Origin of the sequence: Anianabacter salinae (genome assembly GCF_019061145.1) — a bacterium.
In the GTDB taxonomy this organism is placed as follows: Bacteria; Pseudomonadota; Alphaproteobacteria; order Rhodobacterales; family Rhodobacteraceae; genus Anianibacter; species Anianibacter salinarum.
Genome location: NZ_JAHQZS010000004.1, coordinates 342467 through 359990, shown reverse-complemented (window position 1 = coordinate 359990; position 17524 = coordinate 342467). Strand labels below are relative to the sequence as shown.

The window sequence follows — 17524 nt, the reverse complement described above, 5'->3', positions numbered from 1 at the left end:
GAGGCAGACATAGTGGGCACATGAAGCTCCCCGAGCGGTTTTCGAACCTGCCAGATTACGCGTTTCCGCGCCTTCGGGCGCTGCTCGACCGGCATTCGCCGTGCGGCGATGTCGTGCACATGACCATTGGCGAACCGCGCCACCCGTTCCCGCCCTTCGTGGCGCAGATCCTTGCCGATCATGTCGACGGCTTCGCCAAGTATCCCCCGAACGAGGGCACGCCGGAACTGCGCGGCGCCATCGCCGACTGGACCCTGCGCCGCTACGGGGTGCGCGTCGATGCGGACACGCAGGTGATGGCGCTGAACGGCACGCGCGAAGGGCTGTTCAACGCCGCGCTTGCGCTGTGTCCCGAGGATGGGCGCCCGGTGATCCTGACGCCAAATCCGTTCTACCAGGTCTATGCCGTCGCCGCGCTGGCCGTAGGCGCGGAACCTGTCTATGTGCCCGCCACCGCCGAGACCGGGTTTCTGCCCGACTACGCCGCGCTGCCCGCCGAGGTGCTGAACCGCACGCGCATCGCCTACCTGTGCTCGCCCGCGAACCCGCAGGGCGTGGTGGCGGACCGCGCCTATTGGGCCGACCTGATCCGGCTGGCCGAAAAGCACGATTTCATCATCTTCGCCGACGAATGCTATTCCGAGCTTTACCGCGACACGCCGCCCCCCGGCGCGCTTGAGGTCGCGGCGGAAATCGGGGCCGACCCTGAACGCGTGGTGATCTTTCATTCGTTGTCCAAGCGGTCGAACCTGCCCGGCCTTCGGTCAGGTTTCATCGCCGGTGGCCCGCGCACCATCGCCGAAATCAAGCGCCTGCGCGCCTATGCCGGGGCACCGCTGCCCCTGCCGCTGCAACGCGTGGCCGAAGCCTGCTGGGCCGACGAGACCCATGTCGAGGAAAACCGCGCGCTGTATCAGGCCAAGTACGCCGCCGCCGACGAGGTGTTCGCGGGCGTGCCGGGCTATGCGCCACCGCAAGCGGGGTTCTTCCTGTGGCTGCCTGTGCCGGACGGCGAGGAGGCCGCTCTACGGGTCTGGACAGAGACCGGCGTGCGGGTGCTGCCCGGCGCCTATCTCAGCCGCGACACGGCAGGCGGCAATCCGGGGGCAGGATATGTGCGGGTGGCGCTTGTTGCGCCGCAAGACGAGATGACGGGCGGGCTGACCAGGCTCCGCAAGTGTCTATACGGGTAAGGAGCAGGGTTCATGGCATCCTATCAGGTCCGGCAACGCGAGCGTCTGTTCGACAGCTCGACGCAGGAAGTGATCGAAAAGCGCGGGCGCGAGTTGATCGGGCTGGTGCTGCTGACCTGCGGCGTGGCGCTGTCGCTGATCCTTGGCACCTATTCCGTCGACGATCCAAGCTGGCTTTCGGTGACGGACACGCCCGCGCAGAACGCGCTGGGCCGCTTCGGCGCCTCGGTCGCCTCGCCGCTCTACATCATCGTCGGCTTCGGCTGCTGGGCCTTCGCGGCGGGATTGCTCGCCTGGGGCCTGCGCTTTGTGCTGCACGCCGGCGCGGGACGCTTCATGTCGCGGATCGTGTTCCTGCCGCTCGCTGTTGCGCTTCTGTCGGTCTACGCCTCGACGCATGTGCCTTCGTCCGACTGGACGCATTCCTTCGGCCTTGGCGGGCTGTTCGGTGACACCGTGCTGGGCGCGATCCTGGGCGTGCTGCCGGTCGATACCGCGCTTGGCCTCAAGGTGCTGGCGTTCTTCGTCGCGGTGTTCGAGCTTGTGCTCGTACTGTTCGTGCTGGGCTTCGTGCCGTCCGAATTGCGCGCGCTGACCGCGTTGATGCTGGGCGGGGCCGTGCTGTTCTATGCGGCAATCCGGGCCGGGCTGGGCGCCGGTGTCGTTGGCGGCGTCAAGGTCGCCGGGCATGCGGCGGGCAATGCACAAGGCTGGATGGCCGCCCGGCGCTCTGGCGCCGAGGATCCCGGCGAGGATGATCCCTTCGATGGCTCCTCCTACGGCCGTGCCGCCGCGCCGCGCGCAACCCCGATCCTGCGCGCCGATCCGCCGCCGCGTACGGCCTCATCGATGCCGCCTGCGCCCGAACCTGCCCCTGCACAGCAGAAAGGCCCGCTGGGCCTGCGCTTGCCGGGCCTGTTGAAGCGCGCCGAAGACCCCGCACCGCAAACCTGGGAGCCCGAACCCTATGACGAGGACCTGACCGGGGACGACCGGATCAAGGCCAAGATCGCGGGCGCCATCAAGTCGCGGATGCGTCCCGGCATGATCCAGCCCGAAGCACCCCGCTTCGAGCCGAGCCTGACGCGCGGACGCGGCCCGCAGCCGATGGTCCTGAAGGATATCGAGGCGCGCGCACGCGCTGCGGCCGAGACCGCTGGCGACACGGTGCCCGCGGCCGCCGCTGAACCTCTCCTTCGCGGCGGGTTTATCCCGCCCGCCCCGGATCTGATCGAAGAGGACGACGAGGCGGACATTGGCGATTTCGACGCGCAGGACACCGCGTTCAACGCCGCGCCGCGCCCCGAGATGCCGCCGCGCCCGCCCGTCTCCGCCACGCCCGAGGCGCGCCGCGTCGTGCAGACCTCGCCGCGCAAGGCGCTCCAGACCTCGCGCCGCGCGCAGGCCGAGGCGCAGCCTTCGCTGCGGTTCGAGGACCGCGCCGTTGAATACGAACTGCCGCCACTGTCGCTGCTGATGAACCCCTCCGAGGTGGAGCGTCACCACCTGTCTGACGAGGCGCTGGAAGAAAACGCGCGGATGCTGGAAACCGTGCTCGACGACTATGGCGTCAAGGGAGAGATCGTCAGCGTCCGCCCCGGTCCCGTGGTCACGATGTACGAACTGGAACCGGCACCGGGCCTCAAGGCCAGCCGGGTAATCGGCCTGGCCGACGACATCGCACGGTCGATGTCGGCACTGTCGGCGCGCGTGTCCACCGTGCCGGGGCGCAGCGTGATCGGGATCGAGCTGCCCAACGAAAACCGCGAAATGGTCTGTTTCCGCGAAATCCTGTCCAGCCGCGACTACGGCGACGGCAACCAGAAACTGCCGCTGGCGCTGGGCAAGGACATCGGCGGCGATCCCGTGGTGGCCAACCTCGCCAAGATGCCGCACCTGCTGATCGCGGGCACCACCGGGTCGGGCAAGTCTGTGGCGATCAACACGATGATCCTGTCGCTGCTCTACAAGCTGTCGCCCGAGGAATGCCGCCTCATCATGATCGACCCCAAGATGCTGGAACTGTCGGTCTATGACGGCATCCCGCACCTGCTGTCGCCCGTCGTCACCGACCCCAAGAAAGCGGTCGTCGCCCTGAAATGGGTCGTCGGCGAGATGGAAGACCGCTACCGCAAGATGTCCAAGATGGGCGTGCGCAACATCGACGGCTTCAACGGCCGGGTGAAGGACGCGCTCGCCAAAGGCGAGATGTTCAAGCGCACGGTTCAGACCGGGTTCGACGAGGACACCGGCGAGCCGATCTTCGAGACCGAGGAATTCGCGCCGCAGTCGCTGCCCTACATCGTTGTCGTCGTCGACGAGATGGCCGACCTCATGATGGTCGCAGGCAAGGAGATCGAGGCCTGCATCCAGCGCCTTGCGCAGATGGCGCGGGCGTCCGGCATCCACCTGATCATGGCCACGCAGCGCCCGTCGGTCGATGTCATCACCGGCACGATCAAGGCGAACTTCCCCACCCGGATCTCGTTCCAGGTCACGTCCAAGATCGATTCGCGCACCATCCTGGGCGAACAGGGCGCCGAGCAGCTTCTGGGCATGGGCGACATGCTTTACATGGCGGGCGGCAGCCGGATCACCCGCGTCCACGGCCCCTTCGTGTCTGACGAAGAGGTCGAGGAAATCGTCAGCTACCTGAAATCCTACGGCCCGCCGTCCTACGTCGGCGGCGTCGTCGAAGGGCCGGATGAGGATTCCGAAAGCGACATCGACGCGGTGCTGGGCCTGAACACCGGCGGCAACACCGACGGCGAGGATGCTCTATATGACCAGGCGGTGGCGATCGTGCTGAAAGACCGCAAATGCTCGACCTCCTACATCCAGCGCAAGCTGGCCATCGGCTACAACAAGGCCGCGCGGCTGGTCGAGCAGATGGAGGAGAACGGGCTGGTGTCGCCATCCAACCACGTCGGCAAGCGCGAGATCCTGGTGCCCGAACAGGGCTGAGGACTTGCGCCGCGCCTTGCGCGTCGCGGGGGCAGGGGGGCTTTGCCCCCCTCTTGGCCTGCGGCCAATTCACCCCCCAGAGGTACTTTCAGACCAAAGATGTGAAAGTGTTTCTGTTCATCTTTGGTCTGAAAATACCTCCCGCCGGAGGCACCGCGCCCGGAGGGCGCGCAAATATCGAATGCGCGCGCAGCGCGCCCCTTTGGATCAGCCGTCGCCAGAGGTGAGGCGCACGACCGTGCCGGGCTCGGTATCGGGGGCGAGTTCCTCAAAGTCGAAGTTGTCGAGGCGGCGGGCGCGGCGGCCGGCCTTGTCGGCTGAGGTGCGGATTTCGGCGATGTCCTTTGCGGCCTGGCCGAAATGGCGGTCGAGGTTCTCGACGCGGGTGCCGAGCCGGTCGACATCGGCGTAGAGCAGCGCCAGTTCCTTGCGGATCGCGCCCGCCTGTTCGCGCATGCGCGCGTCTTTCAGGATCGCGCGCATGGTGTTCAGGGTCGCCATGCAGGTGGTCGGCGACACGATCCAGACCCGCGCGGCAAAGCCTTCGCGCACGATGTGGGGCAGGCGCGCGTGAAGCTCTGCATAGACCGCTTCGGAGGGCAGGAACATCAGCGCGCCGTCTGCGGTGTCGCCGTCGAGGATGTAGCGTTCCGAGATGTCCTTGATGTGCTTCTTCACCGCTTGCCCAAGGCCGGTCAGGGCCCGGGCGGCGGCCTCTTTCGTCTCGGCGGCGACATAGGCCTCATAGGCTTCCAGGGGGAACTTGGCATCCACCACGATGGGGCCGGGCGGGTTCGGCAGGTGGATCAGGCAATCGGCGCGCGCGCCGTTGGGCAGGGTCGCCTGCCATGTGTAGCTGTCGGCGGGCAGCGCCTTGGACACGATGTCATGCAGCTGGATCTCGCCGAAGGCGCCGCGCCGCTGCTTGTTCGACAGGATGTCCTGCAGCGACAGCACGTCGCCTGACAGCTTCTGGATATTGTCCTGTGCCTTGTCGATGGCCAGCAGGCGTTCTTGCAACTCGCCCAAGCTGCGCGCCGTGCGATTGGCCGAGCCGTGCAGGTTCTCGGTCATGTGGCGCGTAACCTCGGCCAGCCGTTCCTCCATGATCCGCATCATGTTCGACTGGCTGGCTGCCTGCGCCTCGGCCACATGCGTCAGCCCGCCCGACAGGGCGTGCTGGTTGGACGACAGGGTGTTGAGGTCGTGCCCCAGCTGCCCGATCTGCCGCGCCAGCGGTTCGGTCATCTGCGCTGACCGTGCTGCGGCACGCACTGTCGTCACCAGCAGCCACAGGACGACCAGCGCAAAGGCGATGCCGCCCAGCACCAGAAGAACGGCGGGGTCGGAGAAGGAATAAATCTGGTCGCCGATCTGGATCATGTGCGTCCGAACAGTCTTTCGATGTCGTGGAGTTTCAGCTCGACGTAGGTGGGTCGCCCGTGGTTGCACTGGCCCGAGAGCGGCGTCGCCTCCATCTCGCGCAGGAGCGCGTTCATTTCCTCGGCGCGCATCCAGCGGCCCGAGCGGATCGAGCCGTGGCAGGACACCCGCGACAGGATCGCCTCGATCCTCTCCTGCACCAGGTCCGATTGGCCCAGGTCGTCGATCTCGTCGAGGATGTCGCGGATCAGGGCCTGCGCGTCGACTTCGCCCAGGATCGCCGGGGTCTCGCGCACCGCAATGGCGCCGGGGCCGAAGGCCTCGATGGCAAGGCCCATCCTGTGCAGCGCGTCCGCGTGGGCCAGCAGCGCCTCGGCATCGCCGGGCGACATCTCGACCACCTCGGGGATCAGCAGCGCCTGAGCGGCGATGCCGTTTTCCGCCATCTGGCGTTTCAGCTTCTCATAGACGAGGCGTTCATGCGCCGCGTGTTGATCCACGATGACGATGCCGTCTGCCGTCTGGGCGATGATGTAGGTCTCATGCACCTGCGCGCGGGCGGCGCCTAGGGGGCGGTCTGTAGGGGCTTCGGGCCCATCGGGTTCCACACGGGCGAAAGGTTGGGCGGTCTCGGCGAATCCGGTCTGGGGCGCCTGCGCGGCATGGGCGCTGCGCAGCGCCTGTTGCGACGGGCGGTCCATCTGGTAGATGCGGGCGCCCTGCGGTTCGGGCCGAAGCGCGCCCAAGGTTGCCCCGGCAACCGTCGAGGACGCGCGGTGCCCTGCCTCTGCCAGCGCGTGGCGCAGCGCCGAGACGATCAGCCCGCGCGCGGTGCCGGGGTCGCGGAACCGCACCTCGGCCTTGGCGGGGTGCACGTTGACATCGACGCCGTGCGGATCGCAGTCGAGGAACAGTGCCGCCGCCGGGTGCCGGTCGCGCGACAGCACGTCGGCATAGGCGCCGCGCAAAGCGCCGATCAGCAGCTTGTCGCGCACCGGGCGGCCGTTGACGAAGAGATACTGCGCCACCGCCGCGCCGCGCGAATAGGTCGGCAGGGCGGCGTAGCCGGACAGGCGCAAGCCGTCCCGTTCGGCGTCGATGCGCAAGGCGTTCTCGGCGAAGTCGGCGCCAAGAATACGTGCGAGGCGGCCATGCAGCGCGCCGAACAGATCGCCCGTCTCGGCATCGGCGCGGAAGATCACGCGCGCAGTGCCGCCGGTCGTGTCCTCGAGCCGGAAGGCGACGAAAGGCGAGGCCATCGCCAGACGCTTGACCACGTCGGTGATCGCCTGCGTCTCGGCGCGGTCGGTGCGCAGGAACTTGAGCCGTGCAGGCGTGGCGTAGAACAGGTCGCGCAACTCGACGACGGTGCCCGCGCTCAGGGCGGCGGGGCGCACCGGCTGGGCCTGGCCGCCCGACACGGCGATCTCGGCGCCGTCCTCGCCCGGCACACGGCTGGTGATCCGCAGCCGCCCGACGGCACCGAGCGACGGCAAGGCCTCGCCCCGGAAGCCGAAGCTGTGGATGTTCAGAAGGTCGTTACCGTCGATCTTGGAGGTGGCGTGGCGCGACAGGGCGAGCGGCAGATCACCCGCCGCGATCCCCCAGCCGTCATCGGTGACGCGGATCAGGGTCTTGCCGCCGTCGGCGATGGTCACGTCCACCCGCCGCGCGCCCGCGTCGAGCGCGTTCTCCACCAGTTCCTTGACTGCGGATGCCGGACGCTCGACCACCTCGCCTGCGGCGATGCGGTTGATCGCTGCCTCGTCCAGTTGCCGGATGACCGGCCGCTCTGCGCTTATGTTGGGGTGGGGGTGCGACATGCCACTAGACGTAGCATGCCGCGTTCCGATTCGACCATGCCCCTTGCGGGACGGATCAGTTCGATCCGACAAGTCCGGCAGGCTGTCCGACCACGACGAAGGACAACGCCTCCGGCTGGATCAGGCGTTCGGCGACGCGGCGAATGTCGTCTTGCGTCACCGCCTCGACCTTGGCGTTGCGGGTGTTGACATAGTCGCGGTCAAGCCCGGTGACCTGCATGCCCACAAGAATGTCGGCGATGCGCGCGTTGCCGTCAAAACGCAGGGGATAGGCGCCCGTGAGGTAGGTCTTGGCGTCCTCCAGTTCCTCGTCGGTCACACCCTCGTCCCGGATGCGCTGCCATTCCGCGCGGATCACCTCGATGGCTTCCGCCATGCGGTCATTGGCCGAGGCGACCTGCCCCAGGTAAAGGTCGGCGTGCTCCTTGGGCACGAGGTAGGAATAGACGCCGTAGGTCAGCCCGCGCTTTTCGCGCACCTCTTCCATCAGGCGCGAGGTAAAGCTGCCGCCGCCAAGGATCTGGTTCAGCACATAGGCGGCGAAGAAATCGGGATCGTCGCGGGCAATGCCCCCGTGGCCGAAGATCGCCACGGATTGCGGCGTCTCGAAGGGCACGACATGCACGCCCGGCTCCAGATCGAAGGGCGCGGGGCCGGGCATCTCGGCGCCGGTCTCCGGCAGATCGCCCAAGAGATCGTCCAGCAGCGCGCCTAGCTCGGCCTCGGTGATGTCGCCCACGGCAGAGACGAACACCCGGTCGCGCGCCATCACCCGGTCCTTCGCAGCGCGCAGGTCGTCCGGGGTCAGCGCGGCGACGCTTTCGGCGGTGCCGTTCAGCGACGTGGCGTAGGGGTGATCGCCAAAGGCGCGGGCATCGAATTCGGCCTGCGCGATGTCGTTGGGGTCTGTCTTTTCCGACCGGATGATCGACAGGACCTGCTGGCGCACACGGTCGACCGCATCCTGATCGAAGCGCGGCGCGTGTATCGAGGTCTTGAGCAGCGCCAGCGCCTCGTCGCGGTTCTCGGTCAGGAACTGGGCCGAGATCGACATCTCGTCGTCACCGACGTCATAGCCAAAGCGGGCCGCCAGGTCGTCGCGCGCCTCGGCAAAGCCGCGCGCGTCCAGATCGCCTGCGCCCTCCTCGAGCGTGGCGGTCATCAGGTTGATCGCGCCGCGCTTGCCCGGGGCATCCAGCGACGCGCCGCCTTTGAAGCGGATTTCCAGCGCGGTGAACGGGATCGAATGTTCCTCGACCAGCCAGGCGGTGATGCCACCGGGCGAGGTGACTTCCTTGATGTCGACCGCGGCGCGGGCGGGGCCGGCCAGGGCCAGAGCGGCCAGCGCGGCGAATGCGAAACGCATCATCATTGGGTCACCTCCTGTGCGCCCGGCTGCGCTGCCGCGCCGGTCTCGTCCATGCCGGGGGTCATCAGCCAGCCGGTCACCGACCGGTCCGGATCTAAGACCTCGCGGGCGGCGGCAAGGATGTCGTCCTCGGTCACCGCCTCCAGCACGCTGCGCCAGTTGTCCACGTCGTCGATGGTCAGCCCGCTGGTCAGGGCCGCGCCATAGCGGCGGGCAAGGCCCTGCACGCTGTCCTCGGCGTAGATTTCGCTGGCGCGGATGCTGGTCTTGATCCGCTCAAGCTGTTCCGCGTCAACGCCTTCCTCGATGAACTCGGCAATCGCGCGGTCCATCGCGTCCTCGGCCTCCTGCAGCGACACGCCGGGAGCGGGCACCACGGACACGCCAAACAGCGTGTCGTCATACGACGTCGGGTCATAGAACGCGCCCGAATAGATCGCGGTCTGGGTGTCGAACTGCAGCTTGCGGGCCAGAACACTGGTCTGGCTGTCGCCGCCAAGGATTTCCGACAGCAGCAGAAGCGCGGCGGCGTCCTCTTGCGCGCCCGCGCGGCGCGGCTCGGCCAGGTAGCTGCGGCTGACATAGGGCTGCGACACGCGCGGATCCTCAAAGGTCATCCGGCGCGGCGAGGTTTGCGGCGGCTCTTGCGGGCGCATGCGCGGGCCAAGCCCTTCGGTCGGCTCCAGTGGGCCATAATAGGTCTCGGCCAGCGCGCGCACCTCGTCGGGGGTGGTGTCGCCCGCGACGATCAGGATCGCGTTGTTGGGGGCGTAGAAGCGTTCGTAGTAGCCAAGCGCGTCCTCAAGACCCAGCGAAACCATCTCGTGCCGCCAGCCGATCACTGGAATGCCGTAGGGGTGGTTGAGATACTGCGCCGCACGCATCTGTTCCTGGAACAGGGCGCCGGGGTTGTTCTCGACCCGCTGGTTGCGTTCCTCGATGATGACCTGTCGTTCGGTCAGGATATCCGCCTCGGACAGTTGCAGGTCGCGCATCCGGTCGGCTTCCATCCGCATCATGTCTTCCAGCCGGTCAGCGGCGACGCGCTGGAAGTAGGCGGTGTAATCCTGGCTGGTAAAGGCGTTGTCCGATCCGCCGTTGCGGGCGACCACGTCGGAAAACTCGCCCGGCGCCATGTCGTCTGTGCCCTTGAACAGCAGGTGTTCAAGGAAATGCGCGATGCCGGACTTTCCGGGCGGTTCTTCCGCCGCGCCTGCGCGATACCAGACCATGTGCACCACCACCGGCGCGCGGTGATCCTCGAGCACGACCACGTCCATCCCGTTGTCCAGAGAGAACGATGTCACCTCGGCGGCCCAGGCGGGCAGCGCGGCGACCAGCGCAAGCGCAATGGCGGCAATCCGTTTCATGAAGGCTCCCTTGATCCCGTTGCCCCATAGCTGTTCATTCGGCCCGCCCGGTCAAGGCGGGGCACAGGGATGTGACAAAGGTGTCAGGGTTCACGGGCGCCTCGGCGCCGGTGCGATCACTCGCGCGGGGCAGGCGGGGCCGACGGCGTGCGCACGCCGATGCGGCGGAACCGTTCCAGTTCGGCATACTGGTCCAGCGACAGCGGCTCGTAGGCGCGGTAATACACGTTCACGTTGGCCAGCCGTTCCAGAAGCCGCCCGTCCTTGCGGCGGCGGTATTCGAGATCCTCGGCGGCCAGCCGCTGGCGGATCGTGGCGTCGCGGCCAAAGCGCGAGGCATACTGGATCAGCGCGCCCTCAGTCGGCGAAGCGGCGCGGGCGACGGCGGCGGGGTTGCCACCCAGCGCCGCGATGGCATCCGCCTCGGGCGTGGCGTCGACACGGTTCGCACCGCCCGGCGTGGGCGGTGGCAGGGCGGCGAAATCCTCGGGCGCCTGAAGCGGCTTGTTCGGAACGATGGCGAATTCGTCCGGCCCGTCGCCGGTCGAGCGCACGTTCATCAGAACCGGCTGATCCTCGCCGCAGGCGGCCAGAGTGGCCACGGCAAGCAGCGCACCGATCAATTTTCCCATGGAAAGCCGCATGGCTGGCTCCCTACCCAAAGACATTCTGTTGCCCGTTCTAGACCAACGCCCGCCGAAGGTCACGGGGTCTTCTTGGCTTGCGAGGGGGCAATTACCAGCCCCGCCGCGCCTGCGAAGATCGCGATGTCGGCCACGTTGAACGCATAGGGGTTGGCGATGCCGCAGCAGGACATGTTGAGGAAATCCGCCACGCCGCCGTAAATGAGCCTGTCGAGAATGTTACCCAGCGCGCCGCCCACCAGCAGCCCCGCCGCGATCTGGTTCCAGCGCCCTCCCTCGCGCCGCACCCACCAGACGACCCAGGCCGAGATTGCCAGAGCGATGCCGATCAGCACCCAGCGGGTCATGTCGCTGTCGCGCGACATCAGGCCAAAGTTGATGCCGTAGTTCCACGCCATCCGCAGGTTGAGATAGGGCGGCAGCACGTCAATGGCGCCCAGCGTGCGCAGGTTCATCGCGTGGACGACGATGTATTTCGTAGCCTGGTCCAGCGCGAAAACGATCACCGTTGTCAGGGCAAGCAACCGCATCACGCCCTCAGTGCCGGAAATGCCGCATGCCGGTCAGCACCATCGCCAGACCCGCCGCATCTGCCGCCGCGATCACCTCGTCGTCGCGCATCGACCCGCCGGGCTGGATCACCGCCGTCGCGCCCGCCTCGGCCGCGGTCAGCAGGCCATCGGCAAAGGGAAAGAACGCATCCGACGCCACGACAGAGCCCTTTGTCGGCACATCTGCGAGACCCAGCGCCTCGGCCATGTCCTCGGCCTTGCGCGCGGCGATCCGGCAACTGTCGACACGGCTCATCTGCCCGGCGCCGACGCCCACGGTGGCGCCACCGCGCACGTAGACGATGGCGTTCGACTTGACGTGCTTGGCCACTTTCCACGCGAACAGAAGGTCGGCGATCTCGGCCTCGGTCGGCTGGCGTTTGGTCACGACCTTTAAATCGGCGGCGGTGATGTGGCCGTTGTCCTTGTCCTGCACCAGCATCCCGCCCGACACCTGCCGCACCGTCAGGGACGCGGCGGCCGGATCGGCAAGCCCGTCCGTCAGCAGAAGCCGCAGGTTCTTCTTGCGGGCCAGCACCTCGCGCGCGGCTGCATCGGCGCCGGGAGCGATGATGACTTCGGTGAAGATGCCCGCGATTTCCTCTGCCGTGTCGCCGTCCAGCGGCTGGTTCAGCGCGATGATCCCGCCAAAGGCCGACGTCCGGTCGCAATCAAAGGCGCGCCCATAAGCCTCGCGCAGGGTGGCGCCGCGCGCCACGCCGCAGGGATTGGCGTGCTTGATGATCGCGCAGGCCGGGCCGTCACCGGGCGCAAATTCCGACACCAGCTCGAACGCGGCGTCGGTGTCGTTGATGTTGTTGTAGCTCAGTTCCTTGCCCTGCACCTGCCGCGCGGTGGCGACCCCGGGGCGGAGCGATCCGTCGCGGTAGAAGGCTGCCGACTGGTGCGGGTTCTCGCCGTAGCGCAGCGTCTGGGCCAGCGTTCCCGCCACCACGCGGCGGCGCGGCGCGGGATCACCCAAGGCGCCCGCCATCCACGTGGAAACGGCGGCATCATAGGCCCCGGTGCGGGCATAGGCGGTCTGTGCAAGGCGCTGGCGAAAGGCCAGCGTCGTCTGCCCGTCCTGCGCGTCCAGTTCCGCCAGAAGCGGCGCGTAATCCTCGACGTCCACCACGACGCTGACAAAGGCGTGATTCTTGGCCGCCGCACGGATCATCGCCGGCCCGCCGATGTCGATGTTTTCGATCACTGTGTCATGGTCCGCACCCGCCGCGACCGTCGCCTCGAACGGGTAGAGGTTCACCACCAGCAGGTCGATCATCGGGATGCCGTGCTCGGACGCCGAAGCCTGATGCGCGGCGTCATTGCGCAGCGCCAGAAGCCCGCCATGCACGCCAGGATGCAGCGTCTTGACCCGACCGTCCATCATCTCGGGGAAGCCCGTCACCTCGGACACGTCCCGCACCTCCAGCCCCTCGCCGCGCAGCAGCTTTGCCGTGCCACCGGTCGACAACAGCTCGATCCCGCGCGCGGCCAGCGCCTTGGCCAGATCGACGAGGCCGGTCTTGTCGGACACGGAAATCAGCGCGCGGCGCACAGGAGCAAGATCGGTCATGCGGTCGGGGTCCCTTAGCTATACAGGTCGTCGTCGCGCTCGATGTCGCGGATGTAGGCGGGGGTATCGGTGGCCTTGGCCAAAGTCCAGCGCACCCGCGTCGCATCCTCGAGCGCGACATGGCTCAGCACGATCTGCTGGCTGGGGCGCGGCCTTACCCGGCCCTTTTCCAGATAGACCGACGGCTCGACCGTCAGCGTGGCGACGCCGTCATGCCGGAACACCCAGATCTCGCCGGATTTCAGCGCCAGCGACACCGCCGCGCCCTTCATGTTGATCTCTGCATCGACCTCGGGGTGCAGGTGAAACCGCACCTTGAACGCGATGCCTTGCAGCTTGCTGCGATCCATCGCCCGCTTGAACAGCGGGCGATCCTCGTCGTTGACGACGGCAAGCGTATCCTCGCCCGCCACGCCCCGCCCGTTCGAGGACAGGTCGATCGCGCGCACATGGGTCAGCCCGTGAGTCGAGACATAGCCGTCATGGCCCGCGATCAGTCCCGTGCCGCCCTCGTCGCCGATCTGTTTCAGCCGCACGTCGCGGGGCGTCTCGATCAGGTATTCGCGGTCATATCCCGCGATACGCCGGCGTCCGCCCAGCCGCGACGACGAATAGCCGTCGATCATCAGCGTGGAATGCGACGGAGTCGCCCGCCCCGCGCTGCGCCATGCCTCGCCAAAGGGCTTGCCCGATCCGCAGTTCACGATCAGCGGGCGGCGGCCCGAGGTCAGCTCGAACGCCAGCGTCGAGGCGTGGGCGTTGTGGCTGGTCGGGCCAAGCGGCGGCGGCGCTGCATCGACGATCACAGTGGTGCGGGCCGCCGACAGCCGCGCAAATCCCATCGCCAGACCGTCGCGCGGCGGGGTGCGGATGCCCGACTGCGCCAGCGCGGTATCCAGCCGTCCGTCCAGCCCGCGCCCGCCGCCATGAAACCGCGCCAGCCCGCCGTCCGCATGGCGCAGCGCCCGCAGCGTGGGCGCGATCCGGTCCATCGCGGCGATCTGGTCGGGCGGAATGCGCTTGTCGGCCTCGGACAGCGCGGTCGCCGCCCAGTTCAGAAGCTGGAACACCTCAAGCAGTTCCTCGGGGTTGCGCGTCGGCAATCCGCCGCCCGCGTCCACCTGTTCGGCGCATTCCCGCTCCAGCGCGTCCAGCGCCTCGCCGATGGACCGCTCCATCCCCAGAAGGGCAAGGCCGGAATAGACCAGCCCGGTCAGCGCCTCAAAGCGTGGCAGGCCCGGCGTGGCGACGTGCCAGCGGCGGCCAAGATAGGTCGTCTGATGGGCAAGCGACTGGTAATAGCCTTCCGTCGCCTCGCGCCCCTGCCCGTTGAGAAGAAACAGCGCGTGGTTGATCCAGCGGATCAGGCGCCGCCCGGTCAGATCGGGCGTCCAGCCGATGCCGCGTCCCTTGCCGAAGCGGGCGATCCACTCTTGCGTCCAGGTCTGGGCAAGCCCCCGCGCGGCGGAATCGCCAACGGCGGCCAGGTCATCCAGCCATTCAAAGCTGTGAAGCTCGGTCTCGAAGGCAAGATCGGGCGACTTGATGTCCCAGATCGACACGCCCGGCGCCTCGATCAGGTGCCCGGCGAACAGGAACTGCCCGCCGATGATCTGCCGACCCTTGGCAAAGCGGCCAATGGTGCGCGGTTCAGGCTGATAGACAAATCCCGCCGCAGCCCGCGCACGGGACGCCCGCCACGCATGGTAGCGGTTCATCCAGCGCGTTTTCCGCGCTGTCCAGCTTTCCTTACGGGACACGCTCTGCCTTGCCTCGGTCCAAATCGGGCACATCCTTTGCGCCTCTTTTGAAGTAGCATACGCACATGCGGGGCATGTGTCATTGACTGATGCGCGGCGGTCAGCCTGCGGTTTTCCGCAGGCAGGCGATATAGAACCCGTCCATGCCGCCCCGGTCCGCCCAGAAATCGGGGCGCAGGCGCAGGCCGGTCTCGCCGCGCCAGCCGTCCTCGATCCAGTCGTGACACAGCGCGCCCGTGTCCAGCGCCAGCGAGGGGTGCCGCGCCAGCGCCTCCTCCACCGCGACTTCGCCCTCGTCCGGCAGCAGCGAGCAGGTGCAATAGACCAGACGTCCGCCGGGTTTCAGCAGCGCCAGCGCCCGGTCGATCATCGCCTCCTGCAAGGCGAACAGCGCGCCGAAGTCCGATCCGTCCTTGGCCTGCGGCAGGTCGGGGTGGCGGCGCAGCGTGCCAGTGGCAGAACAGGGCGCGTCCAGAAGGATCGCGTCGAACGGCGCGGCGTCAAAGCTCAGGGCGTCGGCAACGGCGATTTCTGCTTTCAACCCCGTGCGCGCAAGGTTCTCGGCCACGCGGGCCATCCGCCCTTCGGACAGGTCCAGCGCTGTAACGGCGGCGCCGCTGGCCGCAAGTTGCATCGTCTTGCCGCCGGGCGCGGCGCACATGTCCAGAACGCGCTCGCCCGCGCGGGCGTCCAGCAGGCGCGCCGGGATCGCAGCAGCGGCGTCCTGCACCCACCAGGCACCATCGGCATAGCCGGGAAGCGCCGTTACCTGCCCCGGATCGCCCAGCCGCACGCTGCCCGTGGGCAGCGCGATGCCGCTGACCAGATCGGCCAGCGCCGCGGCGTCACCGTCGCGCGGCGTAAGGTCGAGCTGTGCACCTGCCGCGTGCGCCGCTTCCATCGCGGCGACGGCTTCTTTGCCCCAGGCGTCGACCAACGGTGCGCGCAGCCATTTCGGCAGGCGCGGCACCGGCAGCGTCACCCATTTCGCGGGGCCGTCGGTTCCCACCTTGCGCAGCACCGCGTTGACCAGCCCTGCCGCGCTTTCGGTGTGCTTGCCTTCGCGCCTCAGCGTCACCATCGCGTCCACGACCCCGTGCGGCGCGGCCCCGTCTTCGCAGATTTCGGTCACGCCAAGGCGCAGCGCGTTCAGCACCTCGGTCTTGGGGCGACGTTTCAGATAGGGGCCAAGCAGCCGGTCGGCCCGGTCCATCCAGCGCAGGGTGTCCGTCGCCAGCCGCTGCGCCCGCGCGCGGTCCGCAGGTTCCAGCCGCTCTACCGCACCCGGCAGCAGTTCGGACAGAAGCTGCCCGTGCACGGTCACCCGGCCCAGAAGGAACAATGCGCTGCGGCGCGGGGCGAGACCCGGTTTGGACATGGAACGGCCTTGCTTGCGAGAGACGAGAAGCGGCGTATATCAGTCGGGACCGGCCAACAAGGAGCCGCCGACATGACCGACACTCCGCAAGATGAACTTCCCGATGCCGCCCGCCGCGCGTTGGCCGAAGCAGAGGAACGCCGCGCCAAGGCAAAGGCGCTGGACCTGCCGACCGAGCTTGGCGGCCGCAAGGGGCCCGAACCCGTGCGCTACGGCGACTGGGAAAAGAAGGGCATCGCCTACGATTTCTAGGCGTCAGCGGATCGCGAGGTCGGCGGTGTCGCCCTGTCCGCGATCCGCGACAAAGCGCAGCGCGTCGTCCATCAGGTAGACCGCCTGGCAGTTCCGCTCCAGCACGGTGCTGCCCGCCTCCATCGCCCGGCAAAAGAACCCGTCTTCCCAGGTCCATTGCCCCGTGACGTCGCGGCCAAAGGCGCGCCCGCCGATGGTGCCGTTCGGCGCAACCTCAAGCCGGATGGCGAAACGAGTCAGCGCCTTGCCGTTGGTCAGCGCGACAAAGCGGTCGCGCTCGGCGACACGGGTGGCGGTCGTCTGGGCGCTTGCGGGCAAGGCAAGGGCGACAAGAAGGGCGGTCAGGAACATGGTGCGCATGGGCGGCAAGATAGGCGCTCGCGCCGGGTTTCAAGACGATGGGCGGATCTACGCCTCGTTCAGCCCCAGCACGTCGAGCATGTCGTATTCGCCCGCCGGCTGGCGCAACCCCCAAAGCGCCGCCTTGATCGCCCCTTTGGCGAACAGCGACCGGTCGCTGGCGACATGGCGCAGCGTGATCCGCTCGCCCGGCCCCGCGAAGAGCACGTCATGCTCGCCGATGATGTCGCCGCCCCGGATCGCGTGAAACCCGATATGCCCCGCCTTGCGCGCCCCTGTGATGCCGTCGCGGCCCCGGTCGGCATGGGTGTCCAGCGATACACCGCGCCCCTCTGCGGCGGCTTCGCCCAGCATCAGCGCGGTGCCGGACGGTGCGTCGACCTTGCGGCTGTGATGCGCCTCGATCACCTCGATGTCGAAATCCTCGTCCAGCGCGGCGGCGACCATGCGGGTCAGTTTCACCAGAAGGTTCACCCCAAGGCTCATGTTGCCTGCGCGGATGATCGTCGCGCCCGCCCCGGCGGCGGCGATGGCGTCCAGATGCGAGGCCTCGAACCCCGTCGTGGCGATGACATGCACCTTTTCGAACTCGCAGGCGATGCGGGCGAATTCCACCGTCGCATCCGGCGCGGTGAAGTCGATCACCACCTCCGCCGCCGCGATCGCCGCGCGCGGATCGTCCGTCACCGTCACGCCCAGCGGTGTTCCGCCCATCGCCGTGCCAAGATCCTGACCGATCCAGTCATGCCCGGCCCGTTCCAGCGCCGCCGCGACGTGCAACCGGGCGTCGCCTTCTACCGTCTCGACCAGCATCCGGCCCATCCGGCCCGAAACCCCGGTGATGCAAACGCCTGCGCTTTGGGTCATGTCCCGCCCTCCATCAATCCGCCCCGCCATAGCG

Annotated in this window: 14 protein-coding genes; 3 read left to right on the top strand and 11 right to left on the bottom strand. The window is 67.9% G+C overall.

Going from position 1 to position 17524, the window contains the following annotated elements; translation table 11 throughout:
* The first annotated feature begins 20 nt into the window (after nt 1-20).
* Together KTJ87_RS13375 and KTJ87_RS13370 are read left to right on the top strand one after the other, a co-directional pair.
* A complete protein-coding gene (locus KTJ87_RS13375; protein ID WP_267139623.1) occupies nt 21-1193 on the top strand; it encodes an aminotransferase class I/II-fold pyridoxal phosphate-dependent enzyme in 1173 nt (390 codons plus the stop codon).
* A gap of 12 nt (nt 1194-1205) precedes the next feature.
* On the top strand, nt 1206-4157 hold the full coding sequence (locus KTJ87_RS13370) for a DNA translocase FtsK (RefSeq protein ID WP_267139622.1): 2952 nt from the start codon (nt 1206-1208) through the stop codon (nt 4155-4157).
* A 207-nt stretch (nt 4158-4364) separates the two neighbouring features.
* Here KTJ87_RS13370 and KTJ87_RS13365 read toward each other — a convergent pair whose 3' ends face one another.
* The 9 genes from KTJ87_RS13365 to KTJ87_RS13325 form a co-directional block, all read right to left on the bottom strand.
* Nucleotides 4365-5540 carry a DNA recombination protein RmuC gene (locus tag KTJ87_RS13365; RefSeq protein WP_267139621.1) on the bottom strand — a complete coding sequence of 392 codons (1176 nt, stop codon included), beginning with the start codon at nt 5538-5540 and terminating at the stop codon, nt 4365-4367.
* Nucleotides 5537-7363 (bottom strand): DNA mismatch repair endonuclease MutL, encoded by a 1827-nt coding sequence (mutL, locus tag KTJ87_RS13360; protein ID WP_267139620.1) that lies wholly within the window; start codon nt 7361-7363, stop codon nt 5537-5539. Before mutL ends, KTJ87_RS13365 begins: the two co-directional genes overlap by 4 nt.
* Before the next feature lie 55 nt (nt 7364-7418).
* On the bottom strand, nt 7419-8732 hold the full coding sequence (locus KTJ87_RS13355; protein ID WP_267139663.1) for a M16 family metallopeptidase: 1314 nt from the start codon (nt 8730-8732) through the stop codon (nt 7419-7421).
* Entirely contained in the window at nt 8732-10102 is a 1371-nt protein-coding gene (locus KTJ87_RS13350; RefSeq protein ID WP_267139619.1) for a M16 family metallopeptidase, read from the bottom strand. Before KTJ87_RS13350 ends, KTJ87_RS13355 begins: the two co-directional genes overlap by 1 nt.
* Before the next feature lie 116 nt (nt 10103-10218).
* Nucleotides 10219-10746 (bottom strand): DUF3035 domain-containing protein, encoded by a 528-nt coding sequence (locus tag KTJ87_RS13345; RefSeq protein WP_267139618.1) that lies wholly within the window; start codon nt 10744-10746, stop codon nt 10219-10221.
* A 59-nt stretch (nt 10747-10805) separates the two neighbouring features.
* The gene (gene lspA, locus KTJ87_RS13340) at nt 10806-11276 is read right to left on the bottom strand and encodes a signal peptidase II (RefSeq protein WP_267139617.1); all 471 of its coding nucleotides are present in this window, start codon (nt 11274-11276) and stop codon (nt 10806-10808) included.
* A 7-nt stretch (nt 11277-11283) separates the two neighbouring features.
* A complete protein-coding gene (gene purH / locus KTJ87_RS13335) occupies nt 11284-12873 on the bottom strand; it encodes a bifunctional phosphoribosylaminoimidazolecarboxamide formyltransferase/IMP cyclohydrolase (RefSeq protein WP_267139616.1) in 1590 nt (529 codons plus the stop codon).
* A gap of 14 nt (nt 12874-12887) precedes the next feature.
* A complete protein-coding gene (locus tag KTJ87_RS13330; RefSeq protein ID WP_267139615.1) occupies nt 12888-14591 on the bottom strand; it encodes a heparinase II/III family protein in 1704 nt (567 codons plus the stop codon).
* 142 nt (nt 14592-14733) lie between these two features.
* Entirely contained in the window at nt 14734-16011 is a 1278-nt protein-coding gene (locus KTJ87_RS13325; protein WP_267139614.1) for an RsmB/NOP family class I SAM-dependent RNA methyltransferase, read from the bottom strand.
* 72 nt (nt 16012-16083) lie between these two features.
* Between KTJ87_RS13325 and KTJ87_RS13320 the strand changes: the two genes are divergently transcribed.
* A complete protein-coding gene (locus KTJ87_RS13320; RefSeq protein WP_267139613.1) occupies nt 16084-16263 on the top strand; it encodes a DUF1674 domain-containing protein in 180 nt (59 codons plus the stop codon).
* 3 nt (nt 16264-16266) lie between these two features.
* Here KTJ87_RS13320 and KTJ87_RS13315 read toward each other — a convergent pair whose 3' ends face one another.
* Together KTJ87_RS13315 and dapB are read right to left on the bottom strand one after the other, a co-directional pair.
* Nucleotides 16267-16614, bottom strand: coding sequence for a dihydrodipicolinate reductase (locus KTJ87_RS13315; protein WP_267139612.1), 348 nt, complete (start codon nt 16612-16614; stop codon nt 16267-16269).
* A gap of 57 nt (nt 16615-16671) precedes the next feature.
* On the bottom strand, nt 16672-17490 hold the full coding sequence (gene dapB, locus KTJ87_RS13310) for a 4-hydroxy-tetrahydrodipicolinate reductase (protein ID WP_267139611.1): 819 nt from the start codon (nt 17488-17490) through the stop codon (nt 16672-16674).
* Nucleotides 17491-17524: the final 34 nt, after the last annotated feature.

Excerpts from the sequence above, each read along its gene's own strand:
- KTJ87_RS13375 (WP_267139623.1), top strand. The coding sequence starts at position 21 with ATGAAGCTCCCCGAGCGGTTTTCGAACCTGCCAGATTACGCGTTTCCG.
- KTJ87_RS13370 (WP_267139622.1), top strand. The coding sequence starts at position 1,206 with ATGGCATCCTATCAGGTCCGGCAACGCGAGCGTCTGTTCGACAGCTCG.
- KTJ87_RS13365 (WP_267139621.1), bottom strand. The coding sequence starts at position 5,540 with ATGATCCAGATCGGCGACCAGATTTATTCCTTCTCCGACCCCGCCGTT.
- mutL (WP_267139620.1), bottom strand. The coding sequence starts at position 7,363 with ATGTCGCACCCCCACCCCAACATAAGCGCAGAGCGGCCGGTCATCCGG.
- KTJ87_RS13355 (WP_267139663.1), bottom strand. The coding sequence starts at position 8,732 with ATGATGCGTTTCGCATTCGCCGCGCTGGCCGCTCTGGCCCTGGCCGGC.
- KTJ87_RS13350 (WP_267139619.1), bottom strand. The coding sequence starts at position 10,102 with ATGAAACGGATTGCCGCCATTGCGCTTGCGCTGGTCGCCGCGCTGCCC.
- KTJ87_RS13345 (WP_267139618.1), bottom strand. The coding sequence starts at position 10,746 with ATGCGGCTTTCCATGGGAAAATTGATCGGTGCGCTGCTTGCCGTGGCC.
- lspA (WP_267139617.1), bottom strand. The coding sequence starts at position 11,276 with ATGCGGTTGCTTGCCCTGACAACGGTGATCGTTTTCGCGCTGGACCAG.
- purH (WP_267139616.1), bottom strand. The coding sequence starts at position 12,873 with ATGACCGATCTTGCTCCTGTGCGCCGCGCGCTGATTTCCGTGTCCGAC.
- KTJ87_RS13330 (WP_267139615.1), bottom strand. The coding sequence starts at position 14,591 with ATGAACCGCTACCATGCGTGGCGGGCGTCCCGTGCGCGGGCTGCGGCG.
- KTJ87_RS13325 (WP_267139614.1), bottom strand. The coding sequence starts at position 16,011 with ATGTCCAAACCGGGTCTCGCCCCGCGCCGCAGCGCATTGTTCCTTCTG.
- KTJ87_RS13320 (WP_267139613.1), top strand. The coding sequence starts at position 16,084 with ATGACCGACACTCCGCAAGATGAACTTCCCGATGCCGCCCGCCGCGCG.
- KTJ87_RS13315 (WP_267139612.1), bottom strand. The coding sequence starts at position 16,614 with ATGTTCCTGACCGCCCTTCTTGTCGCCCTTGCCTTGCCCGCAAGCGCC.
- dapB (WP_267139611.1), bottom strand. The coding sequence starts at position 17,490 with ATGACCCAAAGCGCAGGCGTTTGCATCACCGGGGTTTCGGGCCGGATG.